The following is a 23,072-nucleotide window of genomic DNA, read 5'->3' as shown; positions in this document are numbered from 1 at the left end:
CGGCGCCCGGGGCTCCTTCGCGGGCGGTGGCGCACGCCGAGGCCCGGCTCCCCCGTGGCCCGTCGCCGCCCTCCCCGGCACCGTGGGACCCTGGAAGCATGGACGCGGACACCTCCCTGCTCGTGATCGTGGACGGCGCGAACGTCGTCGGCTCGGTGCCCGACGGCTGGTGGCGCGACCGCAGAAAAGCCGCCGAAAGACTGCGGGACCGGCTGGCGGCCGACGGCCTGCCGGACCTGCCGGACGACGCGGAGATCGTCCTCGTGGTGGAGGGCGCGGCACGCGGCGTCGCCCCGGTGCCGGGGGTCCGGGTCGAGACGGCCCCCGGCAGCGGGGACGACCGCATCGTCGAGCTGGTCCAGCGGGCCGGCGACCGGCGCGTTCTCGTGGTGACGGCGGACCGCGAACTGCGGCGCCGGGTGACGGACTTGGGTGCGGAGGTCACCGGCCCGCGAGCGGTACGCCGCTGAGCCGCCCGTCCCCTCCCGGGCGCCCCCGGTTGCCTCCCGCCCCTGTCCCGGCCACGCCCTGAGGGTTTCCCCGCCCGAGCGTACGGCGTCAGCCCGGTGTGTCCCCGCCCCGGCGGCCCGTCCCTGCCGTCGCGGTCCGCTCGCGCTCGGCGAGGAGGCTGTGGGAGCGGCCGTAGAAGAAGTAGACCAGGAAGCCGATCACCATCCAGACGGCGAACCGGAGCCAGGTCTCCGCGGGCAGGTTGAGCATCAGCCACAGGGAGGCGCACACCGAGACGATCGGCAGGGCCGGCACCCAGGGGGTGCGGAACGCGCGCGGCAGGTCGGGGCGGGTCCGGCGCAGGATGATGACGCTGATCGCCACGACGACGAAGGCGAAGAGCGTGCCGATGTTCACCAGCTCCGCGAGTTCGCTCAGGCTGGTGAAACCCGCGACGATCGCGATGATCACGCCGAGCAGGATCGTCGGCCGGTGCGGGGTCCGGAAGCGCGGGTGGACCTGGGAGAAGAAGCGCGGCAGCAGCCCGTCACGGCTCATCGCGAAGAACACCCGCGTCTGGCCGAGCAGCAGGATCATGCACACGCTGGTCAGGCCGACGGCGGCGCCGAAGCTGATCACGCCCGCGAACCACGGGTGCCCCACGGCCTTGAAGGCGTCGGCGAGGGGGGCGTCGATGGACAGGGTCCGGTAGTTCTGCATGCCGGTGACGACGACGGACACCGCCACGTACAGGATCGTGCAGATGAACAACGAGCCGAGGATGCCTCGGGGCATGTCCCGCTGGGGGTTGCGGGTCTCCTCGGCGGCGGTGGCCACGATGTCGAAGCCGATGAAGGCGAAGAAGACGACGGAGGCGGCGGTGAAGATGCCCAGCACCCCGAAGTTGTAGGGCGTCCAGCCGAAGATCAGCTGGACCAGCGGCGCGGTGAGGCGGCTGCCGCCCCCCTCCACGGGCTGCGGCTTCGGGATGAACGGGTGGTAGTTGGCGGCCCTGACGAAGAAGGCGCCCGCGATGATCACGAGCAGGACGACCGCCACCTTGATCGCGACGACGACGGAGGTGACACGGGCGGACAGCTTCATGCCGAGGACGAGGATGGCGGTGAGTGCCAGGACGAGGGCGGCGGCGAGGATGTCGAACCCGAAGCCGGTGGCCCCCTCCCGCCCGCCCAGCGCAGCGGGGATCTGCCAGCCGGCGTTCTCCAGGAGCGATCGGATGTAGCCCGACCAGCCGACGGCGACCACCGCCGTGCCGAGTGCGAACTCCAGCACGAGGTCCCAGCCGATGATCCAGGCGGGCAGTTCGCCGAGGGAGGCGTAGGAGAACGTGTAGGCGGACCCGGCCACCGGTACCGTGGAGGCGAACTCCGCGTAGCAGAGCGCCGCGAGCGCACAGACGACGCCCGCCACGACGAAGGCCAGGGCGACCGCGGGGCCCGCGTTCTCCCTGGCGACCTTGCCGGTGAGGACGAAGATGCCGGTGCCGATGATCACACCGACGCCGAAGACGGTCAGGTCCAGGGCGGACAGGGACTTCCTCAGCGCGTGCTCGGGTTCCTCCGTGTCCCGGATCGACTGCTCGACGTTCTTCGTCCTGAAGAGCGGGCTGCCCACGGACCCACCTCCCACGCTGGTCGTCCTCGCCGTGAGCGAGAGGGCTGGCAATGCTCATGCCCCGGCAATGGCAGGTTCACGCACGAGGGCCGGTTCCGCCACCCGTGGAAAGTGGCGGAACCGGCCCTTCAGTCTCGGGCGTGCCGCGACCGTCAGTCGCGCGCGGGCTCCACCGAGTCGACGCCGGCGGCCGTCCGCTCGAACCGTCCGTCGAGCTTGGCGACCAGACCGGTGACCTGGCGGGCGATGTCCGGGGCGGTCAGCCCGATCTCCGTCATGACCTCGGCGCGGGAGGCGTGGTCGAGGAACCGCGGCGGGATGCCGAAGTCGCGCAGCGGCACGTCGACGCCGGCGTCCCGCAGGGTCTGGGCGATCGCGGAGCCGACACCGCCGACGCGGGAGTTGTCCTCGACGGTGACGACCACGCGGTGCCGCTCGGCGAGCGGGGCCATGGCCTCGTCGACGGGCTTCACCCAGCGCGGGTCGACGACGGTGGTGGAGATGCCCTGCCTGTCGAGGGACGCGGCGACCTCCAGGCACAGGGGCGCCAGGGCGCCGACGGAGACCAGGAGGACGTCCGGGGTGTCCGTGCCCGGCTCGCGCAGCACGTCCATGCCGCCGACGCGGCCCACGGCGGGCACGGCGGGGCCGACGACGCCCTTGGAGTAGCGCAGGACGGTCGGCGCGTCGTCGACCTGGACGGCCTCGCGCAGCTGGGCGCGCAGCTGCTCGGCGTCACGGGGGGCGGCGAGCCTCAGACCCGGTACGACCTGAAGCATCGACATGTCCCACATGCCGTTGTGGGAGGCGCCGTCGTCGCCGGTGACGCCGGCCCGGTCGAGCACGAACGTCACGCCGCACCGGTGCAGGGCGACGTCCATGAGGACCTGGTCGAAGGCGCGGTTGAGGAAGGTCGCGTACACCGCGAAGACCGGGTGCAGGCCGCCGGTGGCGAGGCCGGCCGCGGAGACGGCGGCGTGCTGCTCGGCGATGCCGACGTCGTAGATGCGGTCCGGGAAGGCGTCGGCGAACTTCTTCAGGCCGACCGGCTGGAGCATGGCCGCCGTGATGGCGACGATGTCCTTGCGCTCCCGGCCGAGCCTGACCATCTCGTCGCCGAAGACGGAGGTCCAGCTGGCGGCGGCGGCCTTGGTGGGCAGGCCGGTGTCGGGGTGGATGGGGCCGATGCCGTGGAAGCGGTCGGCCTCGTCCTGCTCGGCGGGCCGGTAGCCGCGGCCCTTCTCGGTGAGGCAGTGCACGATGACGGGGCCGCCGAACCGCTTGGCGCGGGCCAGCGCGGACTCCAGGGCCGCGATGTCGTGCCCGTCGATCGGCCCGACGTACTTCAGGCCCAGGTCCTCGAACATGCCCTGCGGCGCGATGAAGTCCTTCAGGCCCTTCTTGGCGCCGTGCAGGGTCTCGTACAGCGGCCGGCCGACGACCGGGGTGCGCTCCAGCACCTCCCTGGTGCGGGCGAGGAACTTCTCGTAGCCGTCGGTGGTGCGCAGGGTGGCGAGGTGGTTGGCGAGGCCGCCGATGGTCGGGGCATAGGACCGCTCGTTGTCGTTGACGACGATGACGAGGGGGCGGTCCTTGGCGTCGGCGATGTTGTTGAGGGCCTCCCAGGCCATACCGCCGGTGAGCGCGCCGTCGCCGATGACCGCGACGACGTGGTCGTCGCGCCGCAGGACCTGGTTGGCCTTGGCGAGGCCGTCGGCCCAGCCGAGGACCGTGGAGGCGTGGCTGTTCTCGATGACGTCGTGCTCGGACTCGGCGCGCGAGGGGTAGCCGGACAGGCCGCCCTTGCTGCGCAGCTTCGAGAAGTCCTGGCGGCCGGTGAGCAGCTTGTGCACGTAGGCCTGGTGACCGGTGTCCCACAGGACCCGGTCCTTCGGCGAGTCGAACACCCGGTGCAGGGCGATGGTCAGCTCGACCACACCGAGGTTCGGGCCGAGGTGGCCGCCGGTCTTGGAGACCGAGTCGACGAGGAAGCTCCGGATCTCCTCGGCCAGCTGGTCCAGCTCCTCCGGGCTGAGCCGGTCCAGATCGCGCGGTCCCCTGATGCGGGTCAGCAGCGGCACCCGTGCCTCCTTGCAGTAGAGCTGATCGAGCTGTTGCCGGGCCCGACGAGTCTAATCTTCCGTCCGGGCGGCCCGTGTCCGGGCCGGGGGTGGTGGGTCACGCGAACGGCTGTATCCCGCAGGGCCCGATGCCGGGCACGGCCGTGCCCGGCACCGTCGTGGGTGCCGGGCACGGCCGTGCGGTGCCGGGAGCGCTCAGGCGCGGCCGGCCGACTTCTGGGTCTTGCGGGTGACCGAGTCGATGACGACGGTGGCGAGGAGCACCCCACCGGTGATCATGTACTGGATCGGGGTGGCGATGCCCTGCAGGGCGAGGCCGTACTGGATCGACGTGATCACGAGTACACCGAGCAGCGCGTTCCAGGTGCGGCCCCGGCCGCCGAAGAGGCTGGTGCCTCCGATGACGGCCGCGGCGATCACGTTCATCAGCAGGTCGCCGGAGCCGGCGCTCTGGTTGGCGGCCGCGATCTTGGAGGCCCAGAAGAGACCGCCGACCGAGGCGAAGAGGCCCGCGATGGCGAAGACCGAGACCCGGACCGCGGTGACGTTGATACCGGCGCGGCGGGAGGCCTCGACGCTGCCGCCGAGTGCGAAGACCTTCCGGCCGTACGCCGTGCGGCGCAGCAGGAAGTCGCTGCCGACCAGGACGACCGCGAAGAGCAGCACGGCGAGGGGCAGGCCCTTGTACTGGTTGAACATGATCGCGACGGCGAACGCGGCGATCGCGAGCAGCACGGTGCGCACCACGATGTCGCCCAGCGGTCGGGACGGGATGCCCGCGGCCTCGCGGCGGCGGTTGCCGAAGAAGGTCGACAGGAAGTACCCGGCGACCGCGACGACGGCCAGGAGGTAGGCGGCGGCCACGTCCGAGAAGTAGTACGTGGTGAGCTTGCCGATGACGCCGTCGCCGTCGATGTTGATCGTGCCGTTGGACCCCAGGATCTGGAGCATGAAGCCGTTCCAGAACAGCAGGCCGGCCAGGGTCACGGCGAACGCGGGCGCGCCGATCCGGGCGAAGAAGAAGCCGTGCAGGGCGCCGATGACCGCGCCGGCGGCCAGGGCGGTGACGACGGCGAGCCACTCGTTGACGCCGTGGGTGACGCTCATCACGGCCATGATCGCCGAGGAGACGCCGGAGACGGAGCCGACCGACAGGTCGATCTCGCCGAGCAGCAGCACGAAGATGATGCCGACCGACATCATGCCGGTGGCCACCATGGCGACGAAGATGTTGTTGAGGTTCTCCGCGCCCAGGAAGGCCGAGTTGAGGCTCTGGAAGATGGCGCAGATGACGATGAGGCCGACGACGACCGGGATGGCGCCGAGGTCGCCGGCGCGCACCTTGCGCTTGAACTCGCCGATGTAGCCGGCGAATCCCTGCTCGCGCACGAGGAGGCGGGGGTCGACGGCGGGCGCGGCGGCGGCCGCGGCGGCGGGCGCTTCCACGGGGGCGCCGGCGGTGGCCTGGGTCTTGTCGATGCTCACTTCTGAGCCTCCGCGGTGGTGCGCGCCGCACGACGGGTCACGGCGTTGTCCGTGGCGCCGGTGATGGCGGAGATGATCTCTTCCTGCGAGGTCGTCTTGACCTCGAACACGCCGTTGTTGCGGCCGAGCCGCAGGACGGCGACCTTGTCGGCGACGGCCTTCACATCGGCCATGTTGTGGCTGATGAGGATGACCGCGAGGCCGCGCTCGCGCAGGCGCTCTACGAGGTCGAGGACCTGGGCGGTCTGCTCGACGCCGAGGGCGGCCGTCGGCTCGTCGAGGATGACCAGCTTGGGCTCGCCGAGCATGGAGCGGGCGATGGCCACGACCTGGCGCTGACCGCCGGAGAGCGAGGCGATGGGGATGCGGACGCTGGGGATGCGGATCGAGAGCTGGTCCAGCAGCTCGCGCGAGCGGCGCTCCATCTCGATCTCGTCCAGGACACCGCGGCGCTTGATCTCACGGCCGAGGAACAGGTTGCCGACGACGTCGATGTTGTCGCACAGGGCGAGGTCCTGGTACACGGTCGCGATCCCCAGGTTCTGGGAGTCGTGCGGCCGGTTGACCGTGACCGGCTTGCCCTCCCATTCGATGACACCGTCATCGATGGGGTGCACACCGGCGATCGTCTTGACAAGGGTGGACTTTCCGGCGCCGTTGTCGCCGACGAGGGCGACCACCTCTCCGGCGTGGACCTCAAGCTCTACGTCGGTGAGCGCCTGGACGGCACCGAATCGCTTGGAGACCCCGCGCAACGCCAGCACGGGCGTAGCGGACACGTGAACCATCTCCTTCGCCGCCTGAGCCTGACCCCGGCGGGAGGTTCGAACAAGAAGAGTGAGGGGGGTGCGTTCCGTCCGGCGCCCCGCCGTTGTGCTGCGGGGCTTTCGGCGGCGGGGCGCCGGACGCGCTGACACGGGTGCGCGCGATCGAGTGAGCGCGGTCTCCCGTGCAGGTCGGCGAGGCCGCCGCTCGGGCGGCCCCGGGAGTGTTAGTTCAGGCCGATCTTGGCGCAGGCGGCCTTGTACTTGGCCGTGCAGATCTCACCGACCGTGTAGTAACCCTGCTTGACGACCGTGTCCTTGATGTTGTCCTTCGTCAGCGAGACGACGGGGACGATGACCGCCGGGATGCCCTTGTCGGTGCCGCTGTCGACGGTGCTCGCGTTCAGCGAGCCGTCGACCTTGCCGGTCTTGGCGATCGAGACGGCCATCTTGGCGACGGTCTCGGCCTCCTGCGGGTACGACTTGAAGACGCTCATGTACTGCTCACCGGCGACGATGCGCTGCACGCCCGCGAGTTCCGCGTCCTGGCCGGTGACCGGGGGGAGGGTCTTGAGGCCGGCGCCCTTGAGGGCGGTGATGATGCCGCCCGCCATGCCGTCGTTGGCGGAGTAGACGCCGACGATCTTGTCCTTGCCGAGGGCGGAGATGGCGCCCTCCATGTTGGCGTTGGCGTTCTCCGGCTTCCACTCCTTGGTGTCGTACTCCTTGCCGAGGCTCACCTTGCCGTCGAGGACGTCGTGAGCGCCCTTCTTGAACTGCGCGGCGTTCGGGTCGGTCACGGAGCCGTTCATCATGACGATCTTGCCCGACTTGGCCTTGCTGCCCAGGGCCTTCAGCAGGGCCTCACCCTGCGTCTTGCCGACCTCCTCGTTGTCGAAGGAGGTGTAGGCGGCGATCGGGCCCTCGGCGAGGCGGTCGTAGGCGACGACCGGGATGCCGGCGTCCTTGGCCTTCTTCACGCCCTGGGCGACGGCCTTGTAGTCGACCGCGTCCAGGATCAGCACGTCGACCTTCTTGGTGATCATCGTGTCGATCTGCTGCGACTGCAGGGTCGCGTCCTGCTTGGCGTTGAGGTACTCGACCTTGCCCTTGTTGTTCGTCAGCGCCGCGATCTGCTTCTCGATGATCGGCTTGTCGAACTTCTCGTAACGAGCCGTCTGGTTCTCCGGCAGCAGCAGGCCGACGGTGATGTCGTCGCCCTTCTTCTTCTCGCTGCCGGCCGACTTGGAGCCGCCACCGGACTCCTTGGCGCTGCCACAGGCGGCGAGCGAGACGGCCATCGCACCAGCGGCAACGGCAACGGCGGCACGACGCATACGCGTGTTCACTTCACAAACCTCCCTGACGAGGCCGCGTCGTTGCGGCCGAGGTGGCTGGAAGTCAACTCGGCCACACGTGCGACGTCAAGAAGTAAATCCTTAACGAGATGGCAACGGTGCCATCCGTTCTCTAAGTGAAGGCAGGCGACGCCGTGTGCAGCAAACCGTCCAGAAGCGTCGAATCGCCCATCTCGCTCAGTGCCAGGGCGAGCGCCCCCAGTACCTCGGCACGGCCGCCGAGGGACCCGGGGAGCACGGACAGTTGCCGCGCGGCGCTCGGGATGGCGTAGCGGCCGACGGACTCCCTGATCGGGCCCAGCACCAGCTCACCGGCCTCGGCGAGATCGCCGCCGAGGACCACGCGGCTGGGGTTCAGCAGATTGCAGAGGTTGGCGATGCCGCTGCCGACGTGGCGGCCGACGTCGGCGATCACCCGGCGGCAGCCCGGGTCGCCGTCGCGCGCGAGCCGTACGACGCCCTCCATCGTCAGGTCGGTGCCGTGGCTGGACTGCAGGAGCGGGAGGACGTACCGCGCGGCCGCGAAGGTCTCCAGGCAGCCCCGGTTGCCGCAGCGGCAGACCGGCCCGGACTCGTCCAGGGTGATGTGCCCGATCTCGCCCGCCGTGCCGCCGGGTCCGCGGTAGATCTTCCCGTCGATGACCAGGCCGGCGCCGACACCGCTGGCGACCTTGATGTACGCCAGGTCGCGCACGCCCCGGCCGCTGCCCCACACCAGCTCGCCGAGGGCGCCGAGGTTGGCGTCGTTGTCGACGTGCACCGGCACGCCGATCCTGGAGCGCAGCTCCTCGGCGGGCCTGGTGCCGGTCCAGCCCGGCAGGATCGCGGTGGAGCCCAGCGTGCCGGACTCGACGTCGATCGGGCCGGGCACGCCGACACCGACGCCGACGATCTTGGATCGGTCCAGGCCGATGGCCGTGAGCAGGCGGTTGACCAGTTCCTCCGCCCGGTCGAAGCCCTGGGTCGAGGAGGCGTCGACGTCCAGCGGCTCGGACTCCTCGGCCAGCACCTGGTGGGCGAGGTTCCCGATGGCGACGCGCAGATGGGTGTGCCCGAAGTCGATGCCGATGACGATGCCGGCGTCGCCGCACAGGGACACGCTGCGGGCCCGGCGGCCACCCGCCGAGGTGGGCGTGACCTGGACGGTCCCGCCGCCCTTGAGCTCCCGCACGATGTTGGAGACCGTCGCCGCGGACAGGCCCGTGGTCCTCGCGATCTCCGCCTGCGTGAGGGACCCGGCCAGCCGCACGGCGCGTACGACCCGCTCCAGGTTGGCTCGGTGCAGCGACGACTGCGACCCTGGAGTCTCCACGACGACCTCCTGAGCGCGGGGCCGCTTCGGCGAGACCCCGTCCATGTCCAACTAGTGAACTCTAAGCTGAGCTGTTCGGGTTGCCTCCCGTCAAGAGGTTGAACCCTTTCCGCGTCCTTGGACACACTGCGAAAGCCCCCGGGCCGGGCACGCCGAAGCCGCCCCCGGCGTCCGGAACGGCACGGGGGCGGCGACTGGTGCACGGAGGCGTGCAGGGGCGCACAGGGGGAGCTCGAAAGCCCTGGGCTACTTCAGGGCGCCGGCCGTGAGACCCTGCACCACCTGGCGCTGGAAGATGATGTAGGCCGCCAGTACCGGCAGCATCGCCATCACCAGGCCCGCGAAGAGGCCGGACCAGTCGCCCTTGTACCCCTGGCTGACGGCGAGCTGCACCAGACCCTGGGTGAGGACGTGCTTGTCCGGGTCGGTGTTGAGCACCGTCGGCAGCATGTACTGGTTCCACTGCCCGAGGAAGTTGAAGATGCCCACGCTGATCAGGCCGGGCTTGGCCATCGGCAGCATGACCTGGAAGAACGTACGGGTGTGCGAGGCCCCGTCCACGAACGCGGCCTCCGCCACCGAGGTCGGCAGCGTCCGGAAGAACGCGGTCAGGAAGAAGACCGTGAAGGGCAGGGAGTAGGCGATGTAGACCAGGATCAGCCCGTGGATCGTGTTCAGCAGCCCCATGTTGTTCACGACGTAGAACAGCGGGACCAGTGCCAGCATGATCGGGAAGCTCATGCCGCCGACGAACAGGAAGTAGACGAACCGGTTGCCCGGGAAGTCGAACCGGGCGAGCACATAGGCCGCCATGGAACCGAGCACCAGCGTGCCGACGAGCGAGCCCCCCACCACCAGGACGGTGTTGAGGAAGTAGTCGCTCATGTGGGCGTCGCTCCAGGCCCGCGCCCAGTTGTCGAAGTGCAGCCGGTCCGGCAGCGACCAGGGTGAGCCGAAGATGGAGCTGTCGTCCTTGAAGGACGTCATCACCGCCCACACCAGCGGCATCACCACCATGATCGCCCAGAGCACGAGGATGCCGTGCGAGAAGGCATTGAGGACGCCCCCCTCGCGCCGGGGCCGGGCCGGCCGCACGGCCGGCGCGTCGGTCTTGGTGACGGGTACGCCGGACTCGGCCGGTACCGGGGCGGGGGTCTCGGTCGTCTTCATGATCAGAACTCCAGCCGCTCGCGCCGGCCCAGCCGCATCACGGCCGCCGCGAAGGCCAGCGTGACGACGAGCAGGGCGACGCCGATGGTGGTGGCGTAGGCGGCCTGGCCGTCCCGGAACGCCTTCTGGTACACGTACAGCACCATGACGGTGGTCGAGTAGTCCGGCCCGCCCGGCCCGGTCGTCATGATCTGCACGACCGCGAAGGACTCGGCGCCCAGGGCCAGGATGCCCATGTACACCCAGCCGGACTGCACGGTGTCCCACAGCAGCGGCAGGGTGATCCGGAAGAACGTGGTGAAGCGACTGGCGCCGTCCAGCAGCGCCGCCTCGTACATCTCCGCCGGGATGGAGGCCATACCGGCGGAGAAGAGGACGACGAAGAAGCCGACCGTGGACCAGACGAGGACGGCCATCACGCACCACAGGGCGAGGTTCGGGTCGCCCAGCCACAGGGGCTGGACGCCGTCGAGCCCGATCCCGCGCAGCAGCGAGTTGACCGCCCCGCTGTCCGGGTTGTACGCGAAAGCGAACAGCAGGGCGACGATGGCGATGGACAGCACCTGCGGGAAGAAGTAGACGATCTTGTAGAACGACGAGCCGCGGACGCCGGAGATCACCGGTCCGCCGCGGCGCCGCCGTCCTCCCACATTGATCATGAAGGCGAAGAACAGCGCCAGGCCGATCGTCACCAGCGGCAGCAGCAGGGCGAACAGCAGACTGTGCTGCAACGACTTCCAGAAAATGCTGTCGTCGAGCATCCTCCGGTAGTTGTCGAAACCGACCATCTTGAAATCGGGGCTCAGGCCCGTCCAGTCCGTGAAGGAGTAATAGATGGACTGGATGAACGGCCAGACGACGAAAAGCGCGTACAGCCCCAGGGGCACCGCGAGGAACCCCACGATGAACCGGTACTTGCCGTGCTGCATTACTGCCGACCCCGATCTCTGGGCGGGTGTTGCCGCTGGTGACGGTTCCTCACTGGTGCTTGTAGTGCTTGATGGACGTGTCCTTCGCGGCCTCGTCGGCGAAGCCCTGGATCTTCTTGATGGCCTCCGCCGGGGTGAGGCGGCCGGCCATCATCTCGCCGAGGCCGGCCACACCGATCTTCTCCTTCTCCAACTGGACGTACCAGTCCTGCAGCCGCGGATTCACCACGTTCGCGCCGGCCTTCTCCAGGGCCGCGACGCCGGATTTCAGGCCGGGGGTGAGCTCGATGCCGTCGGTGCCGCCGTTGTAGGCGGTCAGCGACTTCACCTTGGAGGTGAAGTTCTTGCTGGACGCCTCGCTGAGCATGATGCGCAGCTGCTCCATTCCGCCCTCGGCGTTCTTCGCCTTGGCCGGCACGACGAAGGGCTCGCCGCCGGAGGCCCAGATGGTGCCGAACGGCAGCTTGTCGGAGGCGTCCAGGCCGCTGGGCGCGGAGACGGCCAGACCGAAGTCCTTCGGGATGACGTTCGCGGACTCGTTCTCCACCCAGGAGCCGTTGGGGAGGAACAGCGCCTTGCCCTTGGCCCAGGCGGTCTGTGACTGGATGTGGTCCAGGCCGGGGGTGCCCTTGAGGACGTAGCCCTTGCGGTAGAGCTCGTAGTACGCCTCGAAACAGGCCTTGACCGCCGGGTGCTTCCAGGCGTTCGGCTCCAGGTTGTCGATGGCGTCCAGGACCTCGCGGCCGCCGACCTTGCCGATCATCGGGTACAGCGAGAAGGGGATGTAGTACGGGTACTTGCCCGCGTACGTCCAGCCCGCCATGCCCTTCTTCTTGGCCTTCTCGCAGACCTTGAGCATCTCGTCCCAGGTCTCGGGGTACTTCTCGTCGAGCGAGTCCAGGGCCTTCTGCGAGTACCAGACCCCGTAGACCGTGTAGGCGTAGTACAGGATCCACACCTTGTCGCCGTCGAACTGGCCCATCTCCACGATGCCCGGGCGCAGTGTGTCGCGGACCTTCTTGCCGGGGTCGTCGTAGGACGGCGCGTCCAGCAGGGGGGTGAGGTCCGCGAGCTGCTCCTTGCCGACGAGGACGCCCATGTCCATCTGCTCGGCGCCGGAGTTGTCGATGAGGTCCGGCGGGTTGCCCTGGTTGAACCGCGGCTGGAGCGTCGACTGGATCTTCTGCGTCGCGGCGAACTTCACCGTGGCCTGCGGGAAGTTCTTCTTGTAGATCTCGACGGCGTCCTCGGCGTACTCCTTGCCGAATCCGCCGTCGAACAGGACGAACTCCATCCGGGCGCCGTCGTTCACGCCCAGCGGGTTCTTCGCGGTCTTCTTGCCGGTCTTGGCCTTGCCCTGCTTGTCGCCGCCGCCGCTGGCACACGCCGACAGCAGGCTCATGGCAGGTACGGAAACCAGGCCGAGCGCGGCGGAGCGCTTGATCAGGTCGCGGCGGCCGACGCCTGCCGGACCGTGGTTCTCGGCGGAAGTGGATCCCATGCTCAAGTCCTCGCCTTCTCCAGGACTCAGGCGGTGAACCGGATCCTCCCCGGCACCGCGGTCAGGTGAAGCTGGGTCGTGCAGGAAGTACTTCGTGCGTCATGTCCCGGGTTCGGCCGAAAAGCAAGGAGGTTGGCGCGTGTCACCGGCCGAACCACCCATTCCGCTCCCCCCGGTGTCCGCTTGCGACCAGCGGGACGGCCCTGCGGACGCCGACAGGTATAGTCCACTTCCGGCCGACGGAGCAAGATCGAATGCAAGGTTGACCGAGGGTCTTTTCCGAGTTGAGACCTCGCGGAAATATGAGCCCTGCACACATTCCCCGGCCGAGCAATTTGCGACTTTGCGCCCGTGTGCCTCGAACAACACCCTTGACATCCCTGGCCACTTGACCCCTACTGGTCGTGCGCACAGAGGTGACAACGTTGTCCGGCGCTCGCTCGCGAGCCGTGGGGGCGGCCTCGTGCCGGGCGTGCGACCAGGTGGGGACCCGAGGGGCCGCGCAGGCGCTCCCCCGGCGCGAGCCGCGGCACCCCGCAGCGGACGGGCCACAGAACAGGAGGGGTGCCTTCGTATGCAGCGCAGAGCACGGCACAGATGGGGTCCGGCGGTCGTCGTCACGGCCGCCTTCGTCATGGCCGCCGGGTCCCAGGGGGCCGCGGTCGCCCTGCCCGGCAGGGCCCCGGCCGCGGCACGGGAGTTCACGTCGTCGTTCGAGGCGGACGACCCTGCGCCGGACTGGCTGAACACCGTCGACACCGCGCCGGACGGCAGCAAGCGGGCCTCGGGCGTGGACGGCGGCTACAGTTCGGGAGTTCCGGGCAATGTCAACGACCACGTCACCGACGTCCGGGCCGACGGTGAGAACGCCGGTTCGGGCGAGGTGGCGCAGAACCTCGCCGACGGCGAGTCCGGCACCAAGTGGCTGACGTTCCGGACCACCGGCTGGGTGGAGTTCGACCTCGACAAGCCGGTGCGGATCACGCAGTACGCCCTCACCTCGGCCAACGACTACGCCGAGCGGGACCCGAGGGACTGGACCCTGCAGGGCTCCGCCGACGGCAAGGACTGGAAGACGCTCGACACCCGCTCCGGGGAGGCGTTCTCCGCCCGGCTGACGACGAAGACGTACAGCCTCGCCGAGCCGGCCGAGTACCAGCACTTCCGGCTGGAGGTCACGAAGAACAACGGCGCCTCCGGCATCCTCCAGCTCGCCGACGTCCAGTTCTCCACCGGCGGCGGCGACGGCCCCGTGCCGCAGGACATGCTCACGCTCGTCGACCGCGGCCCGGCCGGCTCGCCGACCGCCAAGGCCGGTGCCGGTTTCACCGGGACGAGGGCCCTGCGCTACGCGGGACGGCACACGGCGACCGGGTCGGCCCACTCCTACAACAAGGTCTTCGACGTCGACGTCAAGGTCGCCCGCGACACCCGCCTGTCGTACCGGATCTTTCCGTCCATGGCGGACGGCGACCTCGACTACGACGCCACGAACGTCGCCGTCGACCTGGCCTTCACCGACGGCACCTACCTCAGCGACCTGGGCGGCACCGACGCCCACGGCTTCGCCCTGACCCCCCGGGGCCAGGGCGCGGCGAAGACGCTGTACGTCAACCAGTGGAACACCGTGGAGGCGTCGATCGGCACGGTGGCCGCCGGCAGGACGGTCGACCGGATCCTCCTCGGCTACGACTCCCCCACCGGCCCGGCCAGGTTCCGCGGCTGGCTGGACGACGTGACGATCCGTCCGGTCGCGCCCGAAAAGCCGAAGGCGCACCTGTCGGACTACGCTCTGACCACCCGCGGCACCAACTCCAGCGGCAGCTTCTCGCGCGGCAACAACTTCCCGGCGACGGCCGTCCCGCACGGCTTCAACTTCTGGACGCCGGTGACCAACGCCTCCTCGCTGAGCTGGCTGTACGAGTACGCACGTGCGAACAACACCGCCAACCTGCCGACGATCCAGGCGTTCAGCGCCAGCCACGAACCGAGCCCGTGGATGGGTGACCGGCAGACGTTCCAGGTGATGCCGTCCGCCGCGTCCGGCACCCCCGACACCGGCCGCACGGCCCGGGCGCTCGCCTTCCGGCACGAGAACGAGACCGCGCGCCCGTACTACTACGGGGTGCGGTTCGAGAACGGGCTGCGGGCGGAGATGGCGCCGACCGACCACGCGGCGGCGCTGCGCTTCACCTACCCGGGTGACGACGCGAGCGTGATCTTCGACAACGCCACCGACCAGGCGGGCCTGACCCTGGACAAGGAGCACGGAACGGTCACCGGCTACTCGGACGTGAAGTCCGGGCTGTCGACCGGCGCCACCCGGCTCTTCGTCTACGGCGTGTTCGACAAGCCGGTGACCGACGGCTCCTCCAGCGGCGTCAAGGGCCACCTGCGCTTCGCGGCGGGCGCCGACCGCACCGTGACGCTGCGTCTGGCCACCTCGCTGATCAGCGTCGACCAGGCAAAGGACAACCTGCGTCAGGAGATACCGGACGGCACGTCCTTCGCCACGGTCGAGAAGCGCGCCCAGCGGGCCTGGGACGGCATCCTCGGCAGGGTCGAGGTCCAGGGCGCGACCCCGGACCAGCTCACGACGCTGTACTCCAGCCTCTACCGGCTGTACCTGTACCCGAACTCCGGCTTCGAGAAGGTCGGCGGCTCCTACCGCTACGCCTCCCCGTTCTCGCCGGCGTCCGGCCCGGACACCACGACGCACACCGGCGCGAAAGTCGTCGACGGCAAGGTGTACGTGAACAACGGCTTCTGGGACACCTACCGGACCACCTGGCCCGCGTACTCCTTCCTGACGCCGGACCAGGCGGGCGAGATGGTCGACGGGTTCGTGCAGCAGTACAAGGACGGCGGCTGGACCTCGCGCTGGTCCTCCCCCGGCTACGCGGACCTGATGACGGGCACGTCCTCGGACGTCGCCTTCGCCGACGCCTACGTCAAGGGCGTCCGCTTCGACGCGAAGGCGGCCTACGACGCGGCGGTGAAGAACGCCACGGTGGTGCCCCCGGCCTCGGGCGTGGGCCGCAAGGGCATGAGCACCTCCCCCTTCCTCGGCTACACGAGCACCGACACGCACGAGGGCCTGTCCTGGGCGATGGAGGGCTACGTCAACGACTACGGCATCGCCCGGATGGGCGAGGCCCTGTACCGCAGGACCGGACAGAAGCACTACCTGGACGAGTCGCGGTACTTCCTCAACCGCGCCCAGGACTACGTGAAGCTGTTCGACCCGAAGGCGGGCTTCTTCCAGGGCCGCGACGCCGGCGGCGACTGGCGCGTGGACTCCGCCCAGTACGACCCGCGCGTGTGGGGCCACGACTACACCGAGACGGACGGCTGGGGCTACGCCTTCACCGCGCCGCAGGACAGCCGGGGCCTGGCGAACCTCTACGGCGGCCGCAAGGGCCTGGCGGACAAGCTGGACCAGTACTTCGCCACCCCGGAGACCGCCTCCTCCGAGTTCGCCGGCTCCTACGGCGGCGTCATCCACGAGATGACGGAGGCGCGGGACGTGCGGATGGGCCAGTACGGCCACTCCAACCAGGTCGCGCACCACGTGCTCTACATGTACGACGCGGCCGGGCAGCCCTGGAAGACGCAGGCGAAGGTCCGTGAGGCGCTGTCCCGGCTCTACGTCGGCAGCGAGATCGGGCAGGGCTACCACGGCGACGAGGACAACGGCGAGCAGTCGGCCTGGTACCTGTTCTCCGCGCTCGGCTTCTATCCGCTGGTGATGGGCAGCGGCGAGTACGCCATCGGCTCGCCGCTGTTCACCAAGGCCACCGTCCACCTGGAGAACGGGCGGGACCTGGTGGTCAGCGCGCCGCGCAACAGCCGCACCAACGTCTACGTGCAGGGTGTGAAGGTCAACGGCCGCACCTGGACGTCGACGTCCCTGCCGCACTCGCTACTGGCCAAGGGCGGCGTCGTGCAGTTCGACATGGGGCCGCGGCCGTCGTCGTGGGGCACCGGCAAGAACGCGGCGCCGGTGTCGATCACGACCGGCGACGAGGTCCCGGCACCGCGCGCCGACGTCCTGAAGGGCACGGGCGCCCTGTTCGACGACACGTCGGCGACGAGCGCGACGGTGACGACGGTGGACCTGCCGGCCGCGCGCGGCACCGAGGCGGTCCAGTACACGCTGACGTCGTCGGCGGACCGCGCGACGGCGCCCACCGGCTGGACGCTCCAGGCGTCCGCGGACGGCACCGGGTGGAAGACGGTCGACCGGCGCTCCGGCGAGTCCTTCGCCTGGGCCAGGCAGACGAGGCCGTTCACCATCGCCGCCCCGGGGACGTACCAGAGGTACCGCCTGGTCCTCGACGGCGAGGCGACGCTGGCGGAGGTGGAGCTGCTGGGCTGACGCGCACCGGCAGGAGTGAGGGGGCGGGCCCGGCGGGCCCGCCCCCTTCGCCGTGCCGCCTCAGCCGGTGGCGCGCCGGGCCGCCCGGCGGACGTGGCGGCGGCACCCCGCCGTCCCGGGCAGTCGTCGTCCTGCGGCGGCGTGGCGTCCCGGGGCGCGGACCGGCGGTGGTGAGGATGGCCTGCGTCGGGTCACCGGTGGCGGGCACCCGGTCGGTGGCCGCGGCCGGCGCCCCGTGCGCCCGCCACCGAGGCGGCAAACGCACGGGCCGGCGGCGGGGTCGCAGCGGCCTCGGCGGTGGTATGGGTCCCTGGACGGCGAGGTGGCGGGGAGACGGACATGGCGGTCAGCCGGATCGGCCTGGTCGTGCACGGTGGGCGTGCGGAGGCCGCGGAGGCCGCGGACACCGTCCGGACGTGGTGCGCCGAACAGGACGTGCCGTGCACGGACATCGACGTGTGGCACGGCGCCGAGCGGCGCAGTGCCCGGGACGAGGTCGCGGCGGCCGGCAACCCCGACCTCATCGTCACCCTGGGCGGCGACGGCACCTTCCTGCGGGGCGCCCGGCTCGCGGCCGCCATCGACGCCCTCGTCCTCGGTGTCGACCTGGGCCGGGTGGGCTTCCTGACGGAGGTGCCCGCGACGGGGGTGCGCGCGGCGCTGGACGCCGTGCACGAGGGCGGGCTGGAGGTCGAGGAGCGCATGCTGCTCACCATGCGCGCCTCACGCCGTCTGGAGGTGCCCTCGGACATGGAGACCCTCATGCGCTACGGCCGCGGCCCGCTGCTGCCGGCTCCGCGTGTGCGCGCCGACTGCGAGACCGGTGGCGAGTGGGGCGTCGCCCTGGACGTGGCCGCCCTGAACGACGTGGTGCTGGAGAAGCTCTCCCGGGACCGCCAGGTGTCGGTCGGCGTCTACCTCGCCGGCCGCCTGCTGGCGTCCTACTCCGCCGACGCGCTGATGGTGGCCACGCCCACCGGCTCCACCGCCTACAGCTTCGCCGCCGGCGGCCCCGTCGTCTCGCCGCGGGCGGAGGGTCTCGTCTTCACCCCGGTGGCACCGCACATGGCCTTCAACCGCTCGGTCGTCGCGGCCCCGGACGAAGCCATCGGGTTCCGGGTGCTCGAACGCTCCGGCCGGGCCGCCGTCAGCATCGACGGCCAGGTGCGCGGCGTCCTCGACCCGGGGGACTGGATCGGCGTGTACGCGGCGCCCCGCAGGCTGCGCGCGGTGCGTCTGGGGCCCATGGACTTCTACGGCCGGCTGCGCGAGCGCATGAACCTCACCGACGCCCCGGCCGCGGTCGCCGACGGCACGCCCGCTCCGCTGTGGCCGGTGACGACCCCGCCGCCGGGCGACCTGGCCCATCTGGCCATGCCGACCCTGCCCACCCGTCCGGCGGGTGCCGAGTGACGTTCCGGCGGACCCGGGGCGGCAGCGGCCCGCCCCGGCGCCCGGTCCCCTCGCCGCGGGGCACGGCGAAGGGCCGCGCCCCCGTCGCCGGGGACGCGGCCCTTCGCCCGCGTCGTGCCCTGCCGCCTACTTGCGGATCAGGCTGCGCAGCACGTACTGCATGATGCCGCCGTTGCGGTAGTAGTCGGCCTCACCGGGGGTGTCGATGCGGACGACCGCGTCGAACTCCACACCGGTGTCGGTGCTGACCTTGACCGTGCGGGGCGTCGTGCCCTCGTTGAGCTCGGTGACGCCGGAGATGGAGAAGGTCTCCTCGCCGGTCAGACCGAGGGACTCGGCGTTCTGGCCCTCCGGGTACTGCAGCGGCAGGACGCCCATGCCGATGAGGTTCGAGCGGTGGATGCGCTCGTAGGACTCGGCGACGACGGCCTTGACGCCGAGCAGCGCGGTGCCCTTCGCGGCCCAGTCGCGGGACGAGCCGGAACCGTACTCCTTGCCGGCCAGGACGACCAGCGGGACGCCGGCGGCCTGGTAGTTCTGCGACGCGTCGTAGATGAAGGAGACCGGGCCGCCCTCCTGCGTGAAGTCGCGCGTGTAGCCGCCCTCGGTGCCCGGCGCGATCTGGTTGCGCAGGCGGATGTTGGCGAACGTACCGCGGATCATCACCTCGTGGTTGCCGCGGCGGGAACCGTAGGAGTTGAAGTCGCGGCGCTCGACGCCGTGCTCGGTGAGGTACTGGCCCGCCGGGGTGTCGGCCTTGATGGCACCGGCCGGCGAGATGTGGTCGGTGGTGACCGAGTCGCCGAGCTTGGCGAGCACCCGGGCGCCGGCGATGTCCTCGACCGGGGCCGGGTCCGTCGTCATGCCCTCGAAGTACGGGGGCTTGCGGACGTAGGTGGACTCCGGGTCCCACTCGAAGGTGTCGCCGGTCGGGATCGGCAGCGACTGCCACTGGGCGTCGCCGGCGAACACGTCCTGGTAGGAGGTGGCGAACATGTCCTGGCCGATCGCGGAGGCGACGACCTCGTTGACCTCCTGCTCGGAGGGCCAGATGTCCTTCAGGTGGACCGGCCTGCCCTCGGTGTCGGTGCCGATCGGATCCTTGGTGATGTCCACCTTCATGGAACCGGCGATGGCGTAGGCGACGACCAGCGGCGGGGACGCCAGGTAGTTCATCTTGACGTCGGGGTTGATCCGGCCCTCGAAGTTGCGGTTGCCGGACAGCACCGAGACGACGGCGAGGTCGTTGTCGTTGACGGCCTTGGAGACCTCCTCCGGCAGCGGGCCGGAGTTGCCGATGCAGGTGGTGCAGCCGTAGCCGACCAGGTTGAAGCCCAGCTTGTCCAGGTACGGGGTGAGGCCGGCCCGGTCGTAGTAGTCCATGACGACCTTGGAGCCCGGGGCCAGGGTGGTCTTGACCCACGGCTTGCGGGTCAGGCCCTTCTCCACGGCCTTCTTGGCGACCAGGGCGGCGCCGACCATGACATACGGGTTGGAGGTGTTGGTGCAGGACGTGATGGCGGCGACCGTGACGGCGCCGTGGTCCAGGTCGTACTGCGTGCCGTCGGGGGCGGTGACGGTCACCGGCTTGGACGGGCCCGGGCCCGGGACGACGGCGCTGTGGCGCGGCGCGCCGGCGCCGTTCTCCGTGTCGCCGTAGGCGGGCGGGTCGCTGGCCGGGAAGGACTCGGCGACGGCCTCGTCCACCGGGGACTCGACGCCGTTCGACTCCTGCTCGGGGGCCTGGACGTAGTTGAGGACGTCGCTGTTGAACTGCGCGGCTGCGTTGGCGAGGACGATGCGGTCCTGCGGGCGCTTCGGGCCGGCGATGGACGGAACGACCGTGGACAGGTCCAGCTCGAGCTTCTCGGAGAAGTCCGGCTCGGCGTTCGGGTCCAGCCAGAGGCCCTGCTCCTTGGCGTACGCCTCGACGAGGGCGACCTGCTGCTCGGAGCGGCCGGTCAGGCGCAGGTAGTTCAGGGTCTCGTCGTCGATCGGGAAGATCGCGGCGGTGGAGCCGAACTCCGGCGACATGTTGCCGATGGTGGCGCGGTTGGCCAGCGAGGTGGCGGCGACGCCCTCGCCGTAGAACTCGACGAACTTGCCGACGACGCCGTGCTCGCGCAGCATCTCGGTGATGGTCAGCACCAGGTCGGTGGCGGTGGTGCCGGCGGGCAGCTCGCCGGTCAGCTTGAAGCCGACGACGCGCGGGATGAGCATGGAGACCGGCTGGCCGAGCATGGCGGCCTCGGCCTCGATGCCGCCGACGCCCCAGCCGAGGACGCCGAGGCCGTTGACCATCGTGGTGTGCGAGTCGGTGCCGACCAGGGTGTCGGGGTAGGCCTTGCCGTCGCGGACCATGACGACCCGGGCCAGGTGCTCGATGTTCACCTGGTGGACGATGCCGGTGCCCGGCGGGACGACCTTGAACTCGTCGAAGGCGGTCTGGCCCCAGCGCAGGAACTGGTAGCGCTCCTTGTTGCGGCCGTACTCGAGCTCGACGTTCTGCTTGAAGGCGTCGTTGGTACCGAACTTGTCGGCGATGACGGAGTGGTCGATCACCAGCTCGGCGGGGGCGAGCGGGTTGATCTTCGCCGGGTCGCCGCCGAGCTCCTTGACGGCCTCACGCATGGTGGCGAGGTCGACGACGCAGGGCACGCCGGTGAAGTCCTGCATGATCACGCGGGCCGGCGTGAACTGGATCTCCTGCGACGGCTGGGCCTGGGAGTCCCAGCTGCCGAGCGCGCGGATGTGGTCGGCGGTGATGTTCGCGCCGTCCTCGGTACGGAGCAGGTTCTCCAGCAGGACCTTCAGGCTGTAAGGCAGTCGGGCCGAGCCCTCGACCTTGTCAAGCCGGAAGATCTCGTACGACTCGTCGCCCACCTGCAGCGTGCTGCGGGCGTCGAAGCTGTTCGCCGACACGACAGTCTCCTTCATTGATGTGCGCGTACCACCGCAATCCTGCCGCCAGGACGGATCGGCCGATCCGCTAAGGTAAGGCTAAGTTAGGTCGCCCTTACTGGCGTCGGCCGCTGCGGGGCGACTCGGCAGATATCTCGATGTCGAGATAACTCTAGTACATGGGGGCCGAATGGTCATGCCCCGCCCTGGGTGACCGCTCTCATCGAATCGAGGCGTTTACTCAGCGAACCCGGTCGTTCCGCCTTCCGCCTCAGTGAACGTAGCCGTACGTGATCGCGCTGCGGGTGCTGGTGGCCGTACCGGCTGGGGTGCATCTCGCAGGGCCGTACGTCGAGCTGTCGTACGTGGACGCCGCAGGTCATCGGCAGCGCCGCCCTCTGCCCCCCACCCGGCGCCGCGACGGCTTCTGCCCGGCGGGTTAGGCTGTGCGGTCATGAATACCGGGACGGCACTGCGCCACACACGGATCGGTTACCCGGTGCCCTTCTGAGCGCCGTACGGGCCGGTGCGGCCCCACTACTCGGTCGAGGGTCCGGCGCTGCCGCGCGGGCTCCGCCTCCGTCGTGTTGATCACAGGCTCGACACATCGACCACGACAGGAGAATGCATGCCCGCCAAGACGCTCCGGATTTCCACCACGGACGGCCAGGCCGACGCCTTCGCCGCCTTCCCGGACCGCGGCGACCAGCACCCAGGGGTACTGATGTACCCGGACGCCTTCGGCATCCGGCCGGTGCTGCGGGAGATGGCCCGTGAACTGGCCGGGCACGGGTACTACGTGCTCGTTCCGAACCTCTTCTACCGGCACGGCCCGGCACCGGTCATCGGCCTTCCCGAGCACATCGGGGAAGAGGCCCGGCCGGCGCTCATGACCCAGTTGATGCCCTTGATCGAGGCGCACACCGCCGAACGTGCCCTGAGCGACGCCGACGCCTACCTCAAGTTCCTCACCGCCCAGCCGGAGGTCGCCGCCGGACCGGTCGCGGTGACCGGCTACTGCATAGGCGGCCTCCTGGCGGTGCGCACCGCCTCGGCCCACCCCGGGCAGGTGGCCGCCGTCGCCGCATTCCACGGTCCCGTGGGCGCGGACGGGCCCGATGCACTCGCTGACCTCACCGCGCAGGTCCACTTCGGCCACGCCGAGAGCGACCTGACGCCCGAGGCCCTGGAGGAACTCAACCGGGACCTGGACGCCGCGGGCGTCGGCTACACCTCCGAGATCTACCCCGGCACCGTCCACGGGTTCACCATGTCCGACACCGACGCCTTCGACCCCGCCGGACTGCGTCGCCACTGGGACCGCCTGCTCCCCCTCCTCAACCGCACACTGGCCGACAACTGAAGCTCCCACTCGGAAACCGAACCTGAAGCAGACGGCTGGGCGGGCCGCACCGATGTCGACATGACCGACCCGTCGGCCCGCCTGGCCACCGAGCGATGGATGGCCGGCGAGCAGCCCGACTTCGTCCGGGAGCTCTCGACTGGCACGGCAAAATCGCTCACTCGCCGCCGCCCTCGCATGGGGCGCCGAACCCGCACGGGCCGGGGTGGGCCCACACGGCCGGGGCGGCCGCACGCGCCATGCGGCCCGGCGCGCCCCCGGGGGCGCGCCGGGCCACGCGGTCGGGGACGGGTGGGTCACCCGATCGGCCCAGCGGCCCCATACGGCCGGCC

General features: G+C 70.2%; 14 protein-coding genes. 4 read left to right on the top strand and 10 right to left on the bottom strand.

Annotated features, from left to right (window positions below; translation table 11 throughout):
* Positions 1-98: 98 nt before the first annotated feature.
* Positions 99-470 carry an NTP pyrophosphohydrolase gene (locus ACWDNY_RS13535; protein ID WP_451645890.1) on the top strand — a complete coding sequence of 124 codons (372 nt, stop codon included), beginning with the start codon at positions 99-101 and terminating at the stop codon, positions 468-470.
* Positions 471-558: 88 nt separating this feature from the next.
* Here ACWDNY_RS13535 and ACWDNY_RS13530 read toward each other — a convergent pair whose 3' ends face one another.
* The 9 genes from ACWDNY_RS13530 to ngcE form a co-directional block, all read right to left on the bottom strand.
* Positions 559-2,085: an amino acid permease gene (locus tag ACWDNY_RS13530; protein ID WP_451645889.1), complete on the bottom strand. Its 1,527-nt coding sequence runs from the start codon at positions 2,083-2,085 to the stop codon at positions 559-561.
* A 152-nt stretch (positions 2,086-2,237) separates the two neighbouring features.
* Positions 2,238-4,166, bottom strand: coding sequence for a 1-deoxy-D-xylulose-5-phosphate synthase (dxs, locus tag ACWDNY_RS13525; protein ID WP_451645888.1), 1,929 nt, complete (start codon positions 4,164-4,166; stop codon positions 2,238-2,240).
* Positions 4,167-4,361: 195 nt separating this feature from the next.
* On the bottom strand, positions 4,362-5,651 hold the full coding sequence (locus ACWDNY_RS13520) for a sugar ABC transporter permease (protein ID WP_451645887.1): 1,290 nt from the start codon (positions 5,649-5,651) through the stop codon (positions 4,362-4,364).
* Positions 5,648-6,439 (bottom strand): ATP-binding cassette domain-containing protein, encoded by a 792-nt coding sequence (locus ACWDNY_RS13515; protein WP_451645886.1) that lies wholly within the window; start codon positions 6,437-6,439, stop codon positions 5,648-5,650. The genes ACWDNY_RS13520 and ACWDNY_RS13515 overlap by 4 nt, the downstream gene beginning before the upstream one ends.
* 203 nt (positions 6,440-6,642) lie before the next feature.
* Positions 6,643-7,764 carry a sugar ABC transporter substrate-binding protein gene (locus ACWDNY_RS13510; RefSeq protein WP_451645885.1) on the bottom strand — a complete coding sequence of 374 codons (1,122 nt, stop codon included), beginning with the start codon at positions 7,762-7,764 and terminating at the stop codon, positions 6,643-6,645.
* Between the two features lie 121 nt (positions 7,765-7,885).
* Positions 7,886-9,085, bottom strand: coding sequence for an ROK family transcriptional regulator (locus ACWDNY_RS13505; RefSeq protein ID WP_451645884.1), 1,200 nt, complete (start codon positions 9,083-9,085; stop codon positions 7,886-7,888).
* A 246-nt stretch (positions 9,086-9,331) separates the two neighbouring features.
* A complete protein-coding gene (locus ACWDNY_RS13500) occupies positions 9,332-10,255 on the bottom strand; it encodes a carbohydrate ABC transporter permease (protein WP_451645883.1) in 924 nt (307 codons plus the stop codon).
* A 2-nt stretch (positions 10,256-10,257) separates the two neighbouring features.
* On the bottom strand, positions 10,258-11,184 hold the full coding sequence (locus ACWDNY_RS13495) for a carbohydrate ABC transporter permease (RefSeq protein WP_451645882.1): 927 nt from the start codon (positions 11,182-11,184) through the stop codon (positions 10,258-10,260).
* A gap of 49 nt (positions 11,185-11,233) precedes the next feature.
* Positions 11,234-12,685 carry an N-acetylglucosamine/diacetylchitobiose ABC transporter substrate-binding protein gene (ngcE, locus tag ACWDNY_RS13490; protein WP_451645881.1) on the bottom strand — a complete coding sequence of 484 codons (1,452 nt, stop codon included), beginning with the start codon at positions 12,683-12,685 and terminating at the stop codon, positions 11,234-11,236.
* Positions 12,686-13,259: 574 nt separating this feature from the next.
* Here ngcE and ACWDNY_RS13485 point away from each other — a divergent pair.
* Positions 13,260-17,063 carry a GH92 family glycosyl hydrolase gene (locus ACWDNY_RS13485; protein WP_451645880.1) on the top strand — a complete coding sequence of 1,268 codons (3,804 nt, stop codon included), beginning with the start codon at positions 13,260-13,262 and terminating at the stop codon, positions 17,061-17,063.
* Positions 17,064-17,402: 339 nt separating this feature from the next.
* Positions 17,403-18,476: an NAD(+)/NADH kinase gene (locus tag ACWDNY_RS13480; protein WP_451645879.1), complete on the top strand. Its 1,074-nt coding sequence runs from the start codon at positions 17,403-17,405 to the stop codon at positions 18,474-18,476.
* Between the two features lie 126 nt (positions 18,477-18,602).
* Here ACWDNY_RS13480 and ACWDNY_RS13475 read toward each other — a convergent pair whose 3' ends face one another.
* Complete coding sequence (locus ACWDNY_RS13475) at positions 18,603-21,398, bottom strand: aconitate hydratase (protein ID WP_451645878.1); 2,796 nt, start codon at positions 21,396-21,398, stop codon at positions 18,603-18,605.
* Between the two features lie 607 nt (positions 21,399-22,005).
* On the opposite strand from ACWDNY_RS13475, the gene ACWDNY_RS13470 reads away from it, so the two are divergent.
* A complete protein-coding gene (locus tag ACWDNY_RS13470) occupies positions 22,006-22,740 on the top strand; it encodes a dienelactone hydrolase family protein (RefSeq protein ID WP_451645877.1) in 735 nt (244 codons plus the stop codon).
* The last annotated feature ends 332 nt before the right edge of the window (positions 22,741-23,072 follow it).

The organism is Streptomyces sp. NPDC003697, assembly GCF_053587115.1.
This window is presented reverse-complemented; position numbering and strand designations above follow the sequence as displayed.

Excerpts from the sequence above, each read along its gene's own strand:
- ACWDNY_RS13535 (WP_451645890.1), top strand. The coding sequence starts at position 99 with ATGGACGCGGACACCTCCCTGCTCGTGATCGTGGACGGCGCGAACGTC.
- ACWDNY_RS13470 (WP_451645877.1), top strand. The coding sequence starts at position 22,006 with ATGCCCGCCAAGACGCTCCGGATTTCCACCACGGACGGCCAGGCCGAC.
- ACWDNY_RS13485 (WP_451645880.1), top strand. The coding sequence starts at position 13,260 with ATGCAGCGCAGAGCACGGCACAGATGGGGTCCGGCGGTCGTCGTCACG.
- ACWDNY_RS13495 (WP_451645882.1), bottom strand. The coding sequence starts at position 11,184 with ATGCAGCACGGCAAGTACCGGTTCATCGTGGGGTTCCTCGCGGTGCCC.
- ACWDNY_RS13500 (WP_451645883.1), bottom strand. The coding sequence starts at position 10,255 with ATGAAGACGACCGAGACCCCCGCCCCGGTACCGGCCGAGTCCGGCGTA.
- ACWDNY_RS13480 (WP_451645879.1), top strand. The coding sequence starts at position 17,403 with ATGGCGGTCAGCCGGATCGGCCTGGTCGTGCACGGTGGGCGTGCGGAG.
- ACWDNY_RS13515 (WP_451645886.1), bottom strand. The coding sequence starts at position 6,439 with ATGGTTCACGTGTCCGCTACGCCCGTGCTGGCGTTGCGCGGGGTCTCC.
- ngcE (WP_451645881.1), bottom strand. The coding sequence starts at position 12,685 with ATGGGATCCACTTCCGCCGAGAACCACGGTCCGGCAGGCGTCGGCCGC.